This is a genomic window from Streptomyces sp. NPDC031554 (assembly GCF_055580685.1).
This window is the reverse complement of the sequence record NZ_JBVIKX010000014.1, coordinates 151,890-166,935: the sequence shown is the minus strand read 5'-3', so window position 1 is coordinate 166,935 and position 15,046 is coordinate 151,890. Positions and strand designations below refer to the sequence as shown.

Sequence of the window (15,046 nt, the reverse complement as noted above, 5' to 3'; positions counted from 1 at the left end):
CCGCCGGGACGCGCGGCGGCACCCCGTACGCTGGCGTGGAGTTCCGCCCGAAGGAGAAAAGCGCGTGCTGGTCCTGCTGCCCCCGTCCGAAGGAAAGGCCGCTCCCGGCCGTGGCGCCCCGCTGAAGCCGGAGTCGTTGTCGCTGCCGGGGCTCGCCGGCGCGCGCGAGGCCGTCCTGGACGAGCTGGTCGAGCTGTGCGCCGGGGACGAGGAGAAGGCGCGCGAGGTGCTCGGGCTGAGCGAGGGGCTGCGCGGCGAGGTCGCGAAGAACGCCGGGCTGCGCACCGCGGGCACACGGCCGGCCGGGGAGGTCTACACGGGCGTGCTGTACGACGCCCTGGACCTGGCGTCGCTCGACGCGGACGCCCGGCGGCGGGCGGCCGACTCGCTGCTGGTGTTCTCGGGGCTGTGGGGTGCCGTACGGGTGACGGACCGCATCCCGTCGTACCGCTGCTCGATGGGGGTGCGGCTGCCGGGGCTGGGGGCGCTGGGCGCGTACTGGCGGGCGCCGATGGCCCGGGTGCTGCCCGAGGCGGCCGGGGACGGGCTGGTGCTGGACCTGCGGTCGGCGGCGTACGCGACGGCGTGGAAGCCGAAGGGCGAGGTCGCCGCGCGGACGGCGAGCGTGCGGGTGCTGCACGCGCCGACCCGGAAGGTGGTCAGTCACTTCAACAAGGCGACGAAGGGCCGGATCGTGCGGAGCCTGCTGACGGCCGGCATCGCCCCAAAGGACCCGGCCGCCCTGGTGACGGCGCTGCGGGACCTCGGCCACACGGTGGAGGAGCGGGCGCCCGCGCGAGCGGGGGCGGCCTGGACGCTGGACGTGCTGGTGGACGAGGTCCACTGACGACGACCGGCCGCGTTGCATCATACGCAACGACCTTTGCGCACGGCGCATCGCGCGGGCAGGATGAGGCGCATGACCTCACCCCTGCCCTCCTCTTCGGCTGCCTCGGTACTGGAGCTGGCCCCCGTCGTGCCCGTGGTGGTCGTGGCGGACGCCGTCGACGCGGTGCCGCTGGCGCGCGCGCTGGTCGCGGGCGGACTGCCGGCGATCGAGGTGACCCTGCGCACCCCGGCCGCCCTCGACGCGATCCGCGAGATCGCCGGCGCGGTGCCGGACGCGGTGGTGGGGGCCGGGACGGTGCTCACGCCGGAGCAGGTGGCGGACTGCCGGGCGGCCGGGGCGCGGTTCCTCGTGAGCCCCGGCTGGACGGAGGCGCTGCTGACGGCGATGCGGGCGTCCGGGCTGCCCTTCCTGCCCGGGGTGTCGACCACCTCGGAGGTCGTGGCGCTGCTGGAACGCGGGGTGCGGGAGATGAAGTTCTTCCCCGCGCAGCCGGCGGGCGGTGCGCCCTACCTGCGGTCGCTGGCCGGCCCGCTGCCGCAGGCCCGCTTCTGCCCGACCGGCGGCATCGGCCCCGACAACGCGGCGGAGTACCTGTCCCTGCCCAACGTCGGCTGTGTCGGCGGCAGTTGGATGGTGCCCGCGGACGCGGTGGCGGCACGGGACTGGACGCGGGTGACGGAGCTGGCGCGGGCCGCCTCGCGGCTCACCCGCGCAGGTGGGCCGTGTCGTTGAGGAGGCGCACGCTGGCGTTGCCGTCCGCGTAGTACGCCACGACCGACAGCGAGGCCGCCGACAGTTCCATCCGGAACAGTGACTCCGGCGGGGCGCCCAGGGCGAGCCGGACCAGGGTCTTGATCGGGGTCACGTGGGTGACCAGCAGGACCGTGCGCCCCGCGTACGCCGCGACCAGCCGGTCGCGGGTGGCGGCGATCCGGGTCGCCGTCGCCGCGAAGCTCTCGCCGCCGCCGGTGGGTTCGGCCTCCGGGTCGGCCAGCCAGGCGTTCAGGTCCTCCGGGTGGCGCTCGCGGACCTCGCCGAAGGTGAGCCCCTCCCAGGCGCCGAAGTCCGTCTCGCGCAGTCCGTCGTCGACGGTGACCTCCAGCCCCAGCCGGGCCGCGACGGTGGCGGCGGTCTCCCGCGTCCGCGCGAGCGGCGAGGCGACGATGTGCTGGACGGTGCCCCGCCGGGCCAGCGCCGCCGCGACCCGCTCGGCCTGCTCCCGTCCGGCGGCCGAGAGCGCGGGATCGCTCCCCCCGCTCCCGGAGAACCGTTTCTCGGGCGTGAGCGGTGTCTCGCCGTGCCGGAGCAGGACGAAGGCGGCGGGCGCCCCGAGGTCGGGGGCGGAACCCCAGCCGACGGAGGGCCGCGCCCGCCCGGCCGGGTCCGGGGCGGAGGCCGTGGCGGAGGCGAGGGTGCGGGCGGCGCGGCGGTCCGCGGCGGAAGGACCGGCGGCGGGGGCGGCGGTGCCGGTGCCGGAGGAGCCTGCGGCGGGGGCGACGGTGCCGGTGCCGGAGGAGCCGGCGGCGGGGGCGGCCGCGCCGGGCGTCCCCGCGGCCGCGTCGGGCGTCCCCGCGGCCGTGTCGGGCGCGCCGCGCGAGGCCGTGTCGGTCGCGCCGTGGGCGCCGGCTGCCGTGCCGGGACCGGTGGGCGGGGCGGAATCCGGTGCCACGTCGCCGGAGTGCGCGGGGGGAGCCGTCGCGGTGCCGTCCGCGGCAGCGGCCCCGCGCCTTCCGGCCAGGGCCTCGCGGGCCCTGGCCGCGCCGGCGGCCGCGTCCCCGGGCGGGCCCGGGGGCGGGAGGTCGGCGGGGCCGGCCGGGGACCGCTCGGCCGTGGTGGCGAGCGCCGCCGTGGACGCCCCGGCCTCCCACCGCTCGCCCCGCTTGCCGGCGTCCATCGCCTCGTTGGCCAGACGGTCGGCGTGCTTGTTGCGTTCCCGGGGGATCCACTCGTAGGTGACCTGGCCCGGCGGGTAGATCCGGGCGGCCTCCGTCGCCAGGGGCTTCATGTCGGGGTGCTTGATCTTCCAGCGGCCCGACATCTGCTCGACGACGAGCTTGGAGTCCATGCGGACGCGCACCGGGGCGGCGGGGTCCAGCTCGCGGGCGGCGCGCAGGCCGGCCAGCAGCCCCCGGTACTCGGCGACGTTGTTGGTGGCGACGCCGATGTACTCGGCCCGTTCGACGAGGGTCTCCCCCGTCGCCGCGTCGACGACCACGCTGCCGTAGCCCGCGGGCCCCGGGTTGCCCCGGGACCCCCCGTCGGCCTCGACGATGAACTCCCGCACCCCGATCGCCCCTACAGGCCGGACTCGGAGGTCCGCACCAGGATCCGGCGGCAGTTCTCGCACCGTACGACGGTGTCGGGGGCGGCCTTGCGGATGTCGTTGATGTCGGTGATCGCCAGCTCCTGGCGGCAGCCCTGGCAGGTGCGCTGGTAGAGCTTGGCCGCGCCGACGCCGCCCTGCTGCTCGCGCAGCTTGTCGTAGAGCTTGAGCAGGTCGGCGGGGACGGTGGCGGCGATCACCTCGCGCTCCTTGGTCACGGAGGCGACCTCGCCGTCGATCGTCTCGAACGCGGCGTCGCGGCGGGCGGTCGCGTCGTCGATGCGGCCCTGGACGGAGCCGACGCGCTCGGTCAGCTCGGCGGCCCGCTCCTGGGCGGCCTCGCGGCGCTCCATGACCTCCAGGACGACGTCCTCGAGGTCGCCCTGGCGCTTGGCGAGGGAGACGATCTCGCGCTGGAGGTTCTCCAGGTCCTTCGGGGAGGTGACGGCGCCGGAGTCGAGGCGCTGCTGGTCGCGGGCGGCGCGCTGGCGGACCTGGTCGACGTCCTGCTCGGCCTTGGTCTGCTCGCGGGCGGTGTCGCTCTCCTCCGTCTGCGCGGCCACCAGGAGGTCGCGCAGCTGCGTGAGGTCCTTGGTCAGCGACTCGATCTCGGCGTGCTCGGGCAGCGAGCGGCGCTTGTGCGCGAGCTGCTGGAGGCGGACGTCGAGGTCCTGGACGTCGAGGAGTCGGATCTGGTCGGCGGGCGCGGCGTTCAGTTGGGGGCTCCAGGTGAAGGGAATCGGCTGGTCCAGGGGTCGGTGACCGTCTTCGAGACGTGGACCCGCAGACCCCAGCCGTGGCGGTCGGAGATCTCGTCGAGCTGGGCTGCGGCCAGCTCGCACCAGGGCCACTCGGTGGCCCAGTGCGCCGCGTCGAGCAGCGCGAGAGGTGCGTGGGCGCCGTGGGCGCCGTGCTCGCGGGCCTCGGACACCGGGTGGTGGCGCAGGTCCGCGGTGAGGAAGGCGTCGACGCCCGCGGCGCGGACGTGGTCGAAGAGGCTGTCGCCGGAGCCGCCGCTGACCGCGACGGTCCGTACGGTCGCGTCCGGGTCGCCCGCCACCCGGACGCCCTGCACGGTGGCGGGCAGCCGCTCGGCGGCGCGGGCGGCGAACTCGCGGACCGTGAGCGGGTGGTCGAGTTCGCAGACGCGGCCGAGGCCGCGGCGTCCGTCGGGGTCGCCCGGGTCGGGCACGAGGGGCCCCACGACGCGCAGGCCGAGGGCGCCGGCGAGGGCGTCGCTGACGCCGGGGTCGGCGGTGTCGGCGTTGGTGTGGGCCACGTGCAGGGCGATGTCGTGCTTGATCAGGGTGTGCACGACACGGCCCTTGAAGGTGGAGGCCGCGACGGTCGTCGTCCCCCGGAGATAGAGCGGGTGGTGGGTGACGATCAGGTCGGCGCCCAGCTTCACCGCCTCGTCGACGATCTCCTGGACGGGGTCGACGGCGAAGAGGACCCGCTCGACGTCCTGGCCGGGTTCACCCACGACGGTGCCGACCGCGTCCCAGGACTCGGCCCGCTCGGCGGGCCACAGGTTCTCCAGCGCGGCGATGACTTCAGACAGACGGGGCACGGGGAAAAGGCTACCTGGCCGCCCCGCGCCCCCGTACCGCCGCCGGTCGGCGGAGGGACGGGGGGACACACCGCCCCAAGCCCATGCACACCTCTCACAACGCCCGGCGCAGAATCGCTTCTGCGCCACTCGTACGAGCGAAGTCCCCGCTCGCCGACGCCCCGCCCGTGCGTACGAAAACTAGCTTCGTCGCCGGAGGTGACCGAACGATGACGGCCTGTGCGATCGAACCCACCGCGGAGACCGGGGACGACGACCGGACGCCGCACGCGCCCTGCGCGATCACTGCGGACGGCACGTACGCCGCGCGTCTCGCCCGCGACGGCGAGTCCTGGTTCCCGGAGCGCTGGACGCTGGACGGCCCCGAGCCGTACGCCGTGCCGCTGCCCGCCCACCAGCCGGAGGAGCCCGGCACGGAGGTGCAGCCGATGGCCGACGGGCGGGTCCTGATCCGCCGGTTCTCGCAGGGGCGGCACGCCTTCTCCCTGCTGTACCCGACCGGCCCCGGCACGGGTGAGCTGCCGCTGGGCGCGGTCGAGTGCCCGGACGCGGAGACCGTCCTGCGGCTGCTGCCCCCGGCACCCTGCGGGCGGCGGGCGTACGCCGTCGCCGTGGGCCGGCGCTCGACGGCGCTGTGGCTGGTGGCGGGCGGCGCCTTCGGGCCCGAGCACCTCGCCGAGATCCCGGGCCGCTGCTCGGGCGGGGTGTGGCTGGACCGGACCGGCCGCATGCTGGCCCTGGACCGTGAGGCGGACGGCCGCACCAAGACGGTCGTGGTGGACCTGGAGCGGGGCGGCGAGGTGTCCCCGCTGCTGCAGATCACCGCCGGCAGCGACGACCGGCTGCTGCTGGCCGCCCCGGACAGCGGACTGGTCCTGATCAGCTCGGACGCGCCGTCGCCCGGTGAGCCCCGGCTCGGCTGGGGGGTGCTGGGCAGCACCCTGCCGGTGCATTTCCCCCGGTCGCTGCGGCTCGCCGGTCACGTGCTGACGCCGTTCGCGGTCCAGCCGGGCCAGGTGCTGGCGCCGGAGAGCTGTGCGGTGGCCCTCCGCGTCGACGGTCCGTTCGGGAGCCGGGTCGGGGTGTGGCGTCCGGCGGACCGGCGGTTGCGCGAGGTCGCGGCGCCGCGGGGCTGGCTGGTGGGCAGCGGCCTGTGGACGGAGGACGGGGTGCTGCGGCTGCCGTACGCGACGGAGGCGGAGCCCTGCGGGGTCGCGCGGGTGGTGGTGCCGGGCGCGCGTGCGGAGCCGGGGGAGCAGGGAGGAGTGACCGTGCCGGCCGCGCGTGCGGAGCAGGGGGCGACCGTGCCGTTCGCGCGTGCGGAGCGGTGGCCGGGCGGCACCGCCGAGGACGTCCCGCACGCCGCCGCCGAAGGCCTGGAACCGGAACCTCCGGAACCTGTCGCCTCCCGGCCCGTGCCGCTCCAACAGGCGCCCCTGGCAGGGTTGGTAACGAAGTAGCGGCGGTCGGCGCGGCCGCCTGGATCCACCCCGAGGTCCGCCGGATAAACTCTCCCGGCTGAAAAAGATCATGTTGACGGGGTGAACACTTCCGATGAGCGACACAAGCACGATGCAGCCGCGGTCCACCGACACGCAGGAGGACACCGGTCACGGCCGGCACCGGGGCCCGGTCTCGTCCCACGACGGCGAGTCCGCTCCCCTCGGCCGGCACCGCAAGCCGGCCGAGGAGAAGGCCGGCGCCGCTGTCTGACGGTCATGTCCGTGGGCCCGGTCCGCCACTCCGGCGGACCGGGCCCACGGCTGTTCCCCCGGCCGCTCCCGGCCGCTTCGGAGGCCTTCGGGCACGCTCAGGCGAGTTCGGGCGTGTTGACACTTTTCGACATGCTCAGGTGCGTTCGACGATCGTGTCGGCGAGCACGGGCACGTCGCCCCGCTCCACGGCGCCCTCCGTGCAGCCGGACCCCCGCCCCTTGTACAGCCCGGCGCCCGGCTCCTGTGAAGGCTCCTGACGGGCCGTCGGCACGACGTGTCGCGACGCCTGGAGGCCGTCACCCGTGACATTTGTCCTGCCCGGGTCCGTACAGCCGCATCTGCCCGAGGGCCGGGGCGGGTGCGTAGCGTCGAAGTGGTGGGCGAGGGCCCACGGCGGGACGGCGAAGGGGGACCGTGATGCGCGGGAAGCAGTGGGTGGCCTGCCGGTGGCAGGCGCACGTGCGGCACAAGGCCGAGCGGGCCCGCGACCGGGACGCGATGCGGGAGTGGCGCAGGACGGGTGAGGCGCCGGAGCACCCGGGCCCGGCACCGTCCGGCTACTCCCTGCTGCCGTGGCTGCTGCTCGGCATGGGGGCCTTCTCGAACCTCCTCCAGGGCGAGGCCAACCCCTGGATCGGCGGCCTCGGAGTGCTGACCTTCAACTCCCTGTACATCTACGTCGTGTTCCGCAGCTTCGTCCGGGAGAAGCGCGAGGCTCTCCCGACACGGCTGGCCCTGGTGCTCATGGCGCTCGTCACCTGCGCCCTGGCACTCGGCTACGGCGGCAGCTGGCTGAGCTTCTTCCCCCTGCTGGGACTGGCCGTCGGCGCGAACACGCGAGGACGCCGGCTGGTGCCGGCCGGCATCGGACTGGCGCTGGTCGCCGGGGCCGCCGCCATGTACCGCAACGGCTGGAGCGACGCGGTGAACATCGCGTACGGCACCTTCCTGTCGACGATGGTGACGGCCGCGATCCTGTCCCTGACCGAGGCGGTACGGCAGTTGCGGGCCGCCCGTGAGGAGTTGGCCCGGCGTGCGGTCGAGGAGGAGCGGCTGCGGTTCTCCCGCGACCTGCACGACCTGCTCGGGCACACCCTGTCGGTGATCGTGGTGAAGTCGGAGGCGGTCCGGCGGCTCGCGGAGCGCGATCTCGACGCGGCCCTCGCCCAGGTCATGGACATAGAGGCGGTGGGCCGCCAGGCGCTGACGGAGATCCGCGAGGCGGTCACCGGGTACCGCGAGGGCAGTCTCGCCGGCGAACTGGACCGGGCCCGTTCGGTCCTGGCGGCGGCGGGTGTCGAGCCCGTGGTCGGCCGGTCGGGCCCGGCGCACGCCCCGCGGACGGCGGCCCTGCTGGGCTGGGTGGTGCGCGAGGCGGTCACCAACGTGGTCCGCCACAGCGGAGCCGGACGCTGCGAGATCACCGTGTCGGGCACGGCCGGGCGAGCGCGGCTGACGGTCACCGACGACGGCAGAGGTACGGGCGGATCCGGCGGGGAGGGCGGCCCCGGCACGGACGTTCTCGGCCCGGACGGCTCCGGCACGGACGGTTCCGTCACGGGTGCCCCCTCGCGCGCGATCGGTTGGGGCACCGGGCTGACCGGTCTGCGCGAGCGCCTCGCGGCGGCGGGCGGCTTCCTGACGGCGGGCCCGGGTCCGGACGGCGGCTTCACGGTCACGGCGGAACTCCCGGCCGACGCGCCGCAGGCGCACGGAGCGGAGGAGGCCGGGGCGGCGCGGCAGGCTCACGGGACGGCGGGGCACGGCGGGGCCGGGCAGCCCCGTGGGGCGTCGGACCGGGGTCGGGCCCGCCGGGACGACGGGGCGACGGGAGCCGGCGGCGGGCCGCGGCCGTACCGGAGCGGGGCGGGTCCTGCCTCCTCCGCGGTGGAGCCGGTGGCCGGGGCGGTGCCGTCCGGGCCCGCCGGACCTACCCTGAGGCCGTGAACGAGATGCCCCGTGACCATCGTCCCGCCCCGTCCGTCAGGGTCCTGCTCGCGGAGGACCAGGGCATGATGCGCGGGGCGCTGGCCCTGCTGCTGGGGCTGGAGCCGGACATCGAGGTGGTGGCGCAGGTGGGCACCGGGGACGCGATCGTGGACGCCGTCCTCCTGCACCGCCCGGACATCGCCCTCCTCGACATCGAACTGCCCGGCATGAGCGGCCTGGACGCCGCCGCCGAGCTGCGCGCGCAGGCGCCCGACTGCCGGGTGCTGATCCTCACCACCTTCGGCCGGCCGGGCTATCTGCGGCGGGCCATGGAGGCCGGGGCCGCCGGGTTCCTGGTGAAGGACGGGCCGGTGGAGGAACTGGCGGTCGCGATCCGCCGGGTGCTGACCGGGGAGACGGTGGTCGATCCGGCCCTGGCGGCCGCCGCGCTCAGCGTGGGGCCCAGCCCGCTGACGGCCCGCGAGTGCGAGGTCCTCAGGGCGTCCGCCGACGGCGCGACGGTCGCCGACGTCGCCGCGACGCTGCACCTGTCGGAGTCGACGGTCCGCAACTACCTCTCCGCGGCCATCGGCAAGACGGGCACCCGCAACCGTGCGGAGGCGACGCGCGTGGCGCTCCACCAGGGCTGGCTGTGAGCGGCGCGCACCCGGTCGGCGCGATGCCCGCACGCCGCGGCGGACACGGACAGAGGTACAGACAGGGGCAAGGGCAGGGGCAGGGGACCGCGGCGCGGCCCTGACCGCCGGGCGCGGTTCTAGAGGCCGGGGCCCGTGCGGCGCAGGACGCGCAGGGAGCCGGTGTCCGAGACCTCCGTGAAGGCGCCGGACTCCAGGGCGCGCAGGTAGACGCGGTAGGGGGCCTGGCCGGTGAACTCGTCGGCCGGGTCCGGGAAGACGTCGTGGATGACGAGCAGGCCGCCCTCGGCGACGTGCGGGGCCCAGCCCTCGTAGTCGGAGCCGGCGTGCTCGTCGGTGTGGCCGCCGTCGACGAAGACCAGGCCGAGGGGCGAGTTCCAGAAGGCGGCGATCTGCGGGGACCGGCCGACCAGCGCCACCACGTGCTCCTCGAGGCCGGCCCGGTGCAGGGTGCGGCGGAAGGCGGGCAGGGTGTCCATCAGGCCGATCTCGGGGTCGACGGTCTCCGGGTCGTGGTACTCCCAGCCGGGCTGCTGCTCCTCGCTGCCCCGGTGGTGGTCGAGGGTGAGCGCGGTGACCCCGGCCCGCCGGGCGGCGTCCGCGAGCAGGATCGTCGAACGGCCGCAGTAGGTGCCGACCTCCAGGAGCGGCAGCCCCAGACCGGCCGCCTCCACGGCGGCGGCGTACAGCGCGAGTCCCTCGTCGAGGGGCATGAACCCCTTCGCGGCCTCGAACGCGGCCAGGATCTCGGGCTCGGGTGCCGCGGGCATGGGGGTCCTTCCGGTCGTACGTGCGTCTGCGCCCGCCCATGGTGCCGCACCCCCCGCCGAAGGAGCGACGGGGGGTGCGGGGCGCGCGGGGCGCGCGGTGGCCGTGCCGGTCAGGCGGTGACCGTGTCACCCGGCAGGGCCAGGTCCAGGTCGACCGGGTGCTCGCCGCCGGCGTGGGTCGCGGCGGACGCGAGGGGGCCGTGGCCGGTGGCCCTGGCGGCGAGGACGTAGGAGCCACGGGCCGGGACGGCGACGGCGTAACTGCCGTCCGCCTGCGACAGGGTGGCGCCGGCCTGGCGGCCGCGGTGGTCGATGAGGGTGACCTTGGCGTGGGCGACGGGGGCGCCGCCGGCGTCCAGGACCCGGCCCCGGAAGCCCCTCAGGACCGCCTCGGCGCGGGCCAGGTTGGCGTCCTCCTCGCTGCTGGCACGCAGCTGCGGCGTCGCCGCGGGGGTGCGGCGGGGCAGGAACAGGGCGAGGACCAGGCCCACGGCGACGGCCGCGGTGGCGATCAGGAAGGAGACCCGGAAGCCGTGCATGGTCGGGACGGCCACGCCGCCGACGTCGTTCGCGGTGTCGGCCAGCACCATGCCGATGACGGCGCTGGAGACCGACGTGCCGATGGACCGCATGAGGGTGTTGAGGCCGTTGGCGGCGCCCGTCTCCGAGGCCGGGACGGCGCCGACGATCAGCGCGGGGAGCGAGGAGTAGGCGAGGCCGATGCCCGCGCCCAGGACGACCGCGATGACGAGGCTCTGCCAGGCGGCGCCCATCAGGCCGAGGCCGGCGCCGTAGCCGATCGCGATGATCAGCAGGCCGAGGATCAGGGTGGTCTTGGGGCCGTACTTGGCGGAGAGGCGGGCGTAGACCGGCGCGGTGATCATCATCGTCAGTCCGAGCGGGGCCACCAGGAGACCGGCGCTGACCATCGACTGGCCGAGGCCGTAGCCGGTGCTCCTCGGCAGCTGGAGGAGCTGGGGCAGGACGAGGGAGACGACGTAGAAGGAGACGCCGACCATGATCGAGGCGAGGTTGGTGAACAGGACCGCCGGGCGGGCGCTGGTGCGCAGGTCGACCAGCGGTGCCTTGACGCGCAGCTCCATCAGCCCCCACAGCAGGAGCACGACGACGGAGGCGGCGAACAGACCGAGCGTGGTGCCCGAGGACCAGCCCCAGTCGCTGCCCTTGGTGATCGGCAGCAGGAACAGCACCAGGCCGGCGGAGAGGCCGAGTGCGCCCGGCAGGTCGAAGGAGCCCTCGGCGCGGGCCGGGGACTCGGGGACGACGAGCAGGGTGAGGACGATGGCGAGGACGCCGAGGCCGGCGGCGCCGTAGAAGAGGGCGTGCCAGTCGGCGTGCTGGGCGACGAGGGCCGCGGCGGGCAGGGCGAGGCCGCCGCCGACGCCGATGGAGGAGCTCATCAGGGCCATCGCCGAGCCGAGCTTCTCGCGGGGCAGCATGTCGCGCATCAGGCCGATGCCGAGCGGTATCGCGCCCATCGCGAAGCCCTGGAGGGTACGGCCGACGATCATGGTGAGCAGGTCGCTGGTGAGGGCGCTGACCAGGGCGCCGACGACCATCACGGCGAGGCTGAGGATCAGGGTGCGCCGCTTGCCGTACAGGTCGCCGAGGCGGCCCATGATCGGCGTGGCGACGGCGCCGGACAGCAGGGTCGAGGTGAGGACCCAGGTGGCGTTGCTGGGGGCGGTGTCCAGCAGCTGCGGCAGGTCCTTGATGACCGGTACCAGCAGGGTCTGCATCACCGCGACCACGATGCCCGCGAAGGCGAGCACCGGGACGACGGCACCGCCCGCTCTGCGTCCGGGCCGGTCGGTCGACGTGTGCGTCATGAAGCGAGGCCTCCAGGCCTGAGGGGTGGACGGGCGGACGGCTGAACCGTGCGGGTACGTGTCACCTGAACCTCGTATGCATGAGCAACTATTCCGATGCTTCGGCACACTAACGAAATCTTGACCTTCTCTTGGGGAACAGGAGCGCGGACGGCCGCTCCGGCCCGGGAGGCGCGGGCGGGCGGGAAGGTGACGCCAGGCCCTAGGGTGGCAGGCGTGTCGTACGTAGGTCCTGACTTCGATCCCCCGCGTCCTCGCCGCTCTCCGCTGCGGCGCACGCTCACCGTGCTGCTCGCCGTCCTCGTGCCGGGCGCGCTGCTCGGCTGGCTGGCGTGGGAGGCGCTGGGCGGGTCGCAGGAGAGCGGGCCCGGCAGGGCCGCGGGGGCGGCCTCCCGCGCCGGAGGGACGCCCCCGGCCGGCGACGGCCCGGGCGCCTCGGCCGCGCAGTCCCCGACGGCGTCCGCGTCCGGCGGCGCCGGGTCCCTCGCGGGCAGGGTCGTCGTCATCGACCCGGGACACAACCCCGCCAACTCCGCGCACACGGCCGAGATCAACCGGCAGGTGGACATCGGCACCCACGAGAAGGAGTGCGACACCACCGGCACCGCCACCGACTCCGGTTACAGCGAGGCCGCGTTCACCCTCGACGTGGCGCACCGGCTGCGCACCCTGCTGGAACGGCAGGGCGCCACCGTGAAGTTGACGCAGGACGCCGACCGGCCCTACGGGCCCTGTATCGACGAGCGGGCCCGGATCGGCAACGCGGCCCGTGCGGACGCCGTCGTGTCGGTGCACGCCGACGGAGCGGGCGCCGGGCAGCGCGGCTTCCACGTGATCCTGCCGGGCGCGGTGCACTCGGGCGCCGCCGACACCCGTGCGATCGTGGCCCCTTCACGGGAACTCGGAGAACTGATCGCCACCGGTTTCGCGGCCGCCACGGACACCTCGCCCTCGAACTACGTCGGGGACGGCACCGGTCTCGTCACGCGTGAGGACCTGGGCGGTCTCAATCTGTCAACGGTTCCCAAGGTGTTCGTCGAGTGCGGGAACATGCGTGACGGCAAGGACGCGGCACTGCTCACCAGCGGCGCCTGGCGGCAGGAGGCGGCCCGGGGGATCTCTGAGGGAATCGTGAGTTTCCTGCGCGGACGGTGACCGACGCGCGGATCCCCGGGGACAGTCCGATCGTGTGGACGATAGTGTCGTCCCCGCGATGAGGGGCCGCCCCCGCGCTTCCCACCCGGGCCCGACGGCGCCATGGTGACAGCGACGCCTCTACCGATGCGTGTATCGACGACGAGACGACTGACGAAGGACCTGAAGTGAATATCCGCTCCCTCACTCGAGGCGACGGCGTGGTGATCGGAGCAGCGGTATTGCTGTTCATCGCGTCGTTCCTGGACACGTTCGACGGCTCCGGCAGCGACGTCCCCACCGCCTGGGACAACCTCGGTCTGCTGATGAGCATGTACGTCGGCGGCATCATCGGTGCGGCCCTGATCGTCCTCGCCCGCGCGCTGCCGCAGCCGCGCAGGATCGTCGGCCTGGACCTCGGGCAGCTCGGGGTCGCGCTGACGGTGTTCGCCGCGTGGACGGCCTTCTGGTCGATCATCGACCCGCTGGGCGCGTTCAGCGACACCTTCGGCAGCGCGGACGTGGAGCGGGGGGCCGGTCTCATCCTCGGCTTCATCGCGACGCTCGTGCTGGCCGGCGGCGCCGTCGCCACCGCCGTGGTCCCGGCGCTGCAGGCCGCGCTGATCCCGGCCCCGAAGCCGCCGGCGCCGCTGCCCTACGGCGCGCAGCCGCCCGGTGGCTACGGCTACCCGGGCGCGCAGCAGCCGTCGTTCGGCGGGCAGCCGCAGCAGGGCCAGCAGCCGGGCCAGCCGCCGTTCGCGGGCGGTCAGCCGGCTCCGGCTCAGCCGCCGGCCGCCGACTTCTCGCCGTTCTGGTTCGCCGTGCCGGTGCCGCGTCCGCTGTACGCGGAGGACGGCGCGCCCATGCCGATCGCCGAACTGGCGCCCGGCACCTGGTACCTGGCCGTCGAGCAGGGCGCCCAGGGTCTGGTGGCGCAGACCCAGGACGGCCGGCGCGGCGTGCTGCGCGACACCTCCGGCATCCAGCGCGGCTGAGTCCTCGCCCCCTGCCCCCTCGCGCCTCACGGCCCCCTGCCCCTGCGGGCGGGGGGCCGTCGCCGTGCCGTCGCCCGTTCCCCGGGCCAGGCGTCCCGGCCGGACCCGACTCCTTTGCGGGGCAGGGGACTTCTTCGGGGCAGGGGACTTCTTCGGGGCGGAGGCCTCCGGAAAGGCGGAGGCCTCCGGAGGGGAGGAGGTCCTCAGAGGAGGACCGCGATCGGGTTCAGCGTCAGTCCGCCGCGCTCGCGGTTCCAGGTCGGCACCCTGCCGAGGCAGCGGGCCTGGAACTGCCCGGTGACGTACTCGGCGTTCTGGAAGCCCTCGCGGACCCCGGCCGCCTCGCAGGTGATCCGTACCCGCGCGGCCGGATCCGCGGTGCCGTACCGGGCGGACAGCACGATGTCGCCGTCGGAGGCGCGGCGGGCGGTGAACAGGCCGGTGACCGGGACGAACGCCGAGCCGACGCCGACGGCCGTCAGCGGCACGCCGCGGTCGCCGCCCCGGTCGGCGAGGGTGTCGGCGAGCGCGCGGTCCGGGGTGGCGACGCCGGTGGTGAGGCCGGTCTCCACGACGACGTCCTCCTTGCGCATGGTGTCCGTCAGCAGCCGGATCACCGTGATCGGGGTGTTCTGCCGGAGGTGGGCGGTGACGCGTTCCCCGGCGACCTCCCGGCGGGCTCCGGCCATGCGCGGCGGGGCGACGACGACGTGGCGGGGCACCCGGCGACGGCCGACCCGGCGCGTGCCGAGTCTCGGCTCGTCGATCGCCGGCGTTGCGGAGTGTGACAACGGCCCTCCTGCCACTCAAGGGGGCGGGATCATCGGGGACCCCTCGGACACCGTCTTCCGGAAGGCACAACTCCAAGCCGGCGCAAGGAGAATGGAGAAGTCGTGGACCGGCCGTGTTTCATCCCGTCACGAGCGGCAAGCCGCTCCTCATGTCCCCTCGATACCGTAACGGTGCGCATTCGGCAGGCACGGTCATCGCCGTCGTCGCCGACGTGATGGCCTTCATCCTGGGCCTCTGGATCGTCATGTATCTCCTGGACGCCAACCGCGGCAACGAACTCGTGCAGTTCGTGCACGACGTCGCCCGCTGGCTGGCGGGCTGGTCGTACGACCTGTTCACGTTCGACGAGGCGTGGGCGAGGGTCGTGGCGGGCTACGGCCTGGCGGCGGTCGTGTACCTGTTCGTCGGACACGCGATCGCGAACCGGGTCCGCCACTGACCCGCGGCGGGCCCGGCGTCCGT

General features: G+C 74.9%; 16 protein-coding genes. 9 read left to right on the top strand and 7 right to left on the bottom strand.

What is annotated here, in order from left to right:
• The first annotated feature begins 64 nt into the window (after window positions 1-64).
• Together yaaA and eda are read left to right on the top strand one after the other, a co-directional pair.
• Window positions 65-847, top strand: a complete 783-nt coding sequence (yaaA, locus tag ACZ5FU_RS30180) for a peroxide stress protein YaaA (protein ID WP_468837091.1) — start codon at window positions 65-67, stop codon at window positions 845-847.
• Window positions 848-919: 72 nt separating this feature from the next.
• A complete protein-coding gene (gene eda / locus ACZ5FU_RS30175; protein ID WP_451526528.1) occupies window positions 920-1,582 on the top strand; it encodes a bifunctional 4-hydroxy-2-oxoglutarate aldolase/2-dehydro-3-deoxy-phosphogluconate aldolase in 663 nt (220 codons plus the stop codon).
• Here eda and ACZ5FU_RS30170 read toward each other — a convergent pair.
• Genes ACZ5FU_RS30170 through ACZ5FU_RS30160 form a run of 3 tightly spaced genes read right to left on the bottom strand, consistent with a single transcriptional unit; the run spans window position 1,554 to window position 4,743 of the window.
• On the bottom strand, window positions 1,554-3,134 hold the full coding sequence (locus ACZ5FU_RS30170; protein WP_468837087.1) for a bifunctional RNase H/acid phosphatase: 1,581 nt from the start codon (window positions 3,132-3,134) through the stop codon (window positions 1,554-1,556). The genes eda and ACZ5FU_RS30170 overlap by 29 nt on opposite strands.
• 11 nt (window positions 3,135-3,145) lie before the next feature.
• A complete protein-coding gene (locus tag ACZ5FU_RS30165; RefSeq protein WP_451526569.1) occupies window positions 3,146-3,889 on the bottom strand; it encodes a zinc ribbon domain-containing protein in 744 nt (247 codons plus the stop codon).
• Window positions 3,886-4,743, bottom strand: a complete 858-nt coding sequence (locus ACZ5FU_RS30160) for a Nif3-like dinuclear metal center hexameric protein (protein WP_451526530.1) — start codon at window positions 4,741-4,743, stop codon at window positions 3,886-3,888. Before ACZ5FU_RS30160 ends, ACZ5FU_RS30165 begins: the two co-directional genes overlap by 4 nt.
• 209 nt (window positions 4,744-4,952) lie before the next feature.
• On the opposite strand from ACZ5FU_RS30160, the gene ACZ5FU_RS30155 reads away from it, so the two are divergent.
• Window positions 4,953-6,203: a hypothetical protein gene (locus ACZ5FU_RS30155; RefSeq protein ID WP_468837083.1), complete on the top strand. Its 1,251-nt coding sequence runs from the start codon at window positions 4,953-4,955 to the stop codon at window positions 6,201-6,203.
• A 94-nt stretch (window positions 6,204-6,297) separates the two neighbouring features.
• Window positions 6,298-6,456 carry a hypothetical protein gene (locus tag ACZ5FU_RS30150; RefSeq protein WP_451776398.1) on the top strand — a complete coding sequence of 53 codons (159 nt, stop codon included), beginning with the start codon at window positions 6,298-6,300 and terminating at the stop codon, window positions 6,454-6,456.
• A gap of 135 nt (window positions 6,457-6,591) precedes the next feature.
• Here ACZ5FU_RS30150 and ACZ5FU_RS30145 read toward each other — a convergent pair whose 3' ends face one another.
• On the bottom strand, window positions 6,592-6,729 hold the full coding sequence (locus ACZ5FU_RS30145) for a hypothetical protein (RefSeq protein ID WP_468837080.1): 138 nt from the start codon (window positions 6,727-6,729) through the stop codon (window positions 6,592-6,594).
• A gap of 146 nt (window positions 6,730-6,875) precedes the next feature.
• Here ACZ5FU_RS30145 and ACZ5FU_RS30140 point away from each other — a divergent pair, with 146 nt between their 5' ends.
• Together ACZ5FU_RS30140 and ACZ5FU_RS30135 are read left to right on the top strand one after the other, a co-directional pair.
• On the top strand, window positions 6,876-8,405 hold the full coding sequence (locus ACZ5FU_RS30140) for a sensor histidine kinase (RefSeq protein WP_468837077.1): 1,530 nt from the start codon (window positions 6,876-6,878) through the stop codon (window positions 8,403-8,405).
• Window positions 8,406-8,410: 5 nt separating this feature from the next.
• A complete protein-coding gene (locus ACZ5FU_RS30135; protein ID WP_451526570.1) occupies window positions 8,411-9,043 on the top strand; it encodes a response regulator in 633 nt (210 codons plus the stop codon).
• 119 nt (window positions 9,044-9,162) lie between these two features.
• Here the strand turns inward: ACZ5FU_RS30135 and ACZ5FU_RS30130 are convergent, their stop codons facing one another.
• On the bottom strand, window positions 9,163-9,813 hold the full coding sequence (locus tag ACZ5FU_RS30130) for a class I SAM-dependent methyltransferase (protein WP_401478669.1): 651 nt from the start codon (window positions 9,811-9,813) through the stop codon (window positions 9,163-9,165).
• A gap of 110 nt (window positions 9,814-9,923) precedes the next feature.
• Window positions 9,924-11,663 carry an MFS transporter gene (locus ACZ5FU_RS30125; protein ID WP_451526534.1) on the bottom strand — a complete coding sequence of 580 codons (1,740 nt, stop codon included), beginning with the start codon at window positions 11,661-11,663 and terminating at the stop codon, window positions 9,924-9,926.
• A gap of 216 nt (window positions 11,664-11,879) precedes the next feature.
• On the opposite strand from ACZ5FU_RS30125, the gene ACZ5FU_RS30120 reads away from it, so the two are divergent.
• The gene (locus ACZ5FU_RS30120; protein WP_469047459.1) at window positions 11,880-12,818 is read left to right on the top strand and encodes an N-acetylmuramoyl-L-alanine amidase; all 939 of its coding nucleotides are present in this window, start codon (window positions 11,880-11,882) and stop codon (window positions 12,816-12,818) included.
• 167 nt (window positions 12,819-12,985) lie between these two features.
• Window positions 12,986-13,792, top strand: coding sequence for a hypothetical protein (locus tag ACZ5FU_RS30115; protein ID WP_451526536.1), 807 nt, complete (start codon window positions 12,986-12,988; stop codon window positions 13,790-13,792).
• 203 nt (window positions 13,793-13,995) lie between these two features.
• Here the strand turns inward: ACZ5FU_RS30115 and ACZ5FU_RS30110 are convergent, their stop codons facing one another.
• Window positions 13,996-14,583, bottom strand: a complete 588-nt coding sequence (locus ACZ5FU_RS30110) for a hypothetical protein (RefSeq protein ID WP_469047458.1) — start codon at window positions 14,581-14,583, stop codon at window positions 13,996-13,998.
• Between the two features lie 149 nt (window positions 14,584-14,732).
• On the opposite strand from ACZ5FU_RS30110, the gene ACZ5FU_RS30105 reads away from it, so the two are divergent.
• A complete protein-coding gene (locus ACZ5FU_RS30105) occupies window positions 14,733-15,023 on the top strand; it encodes a hypothetical protein (RefSeq protein WP_366060135.1) in 291 nt (96 codons plus the stop codon).
• Window positions 15,024-15,046 lie beyond the last annotated feature (23 nt).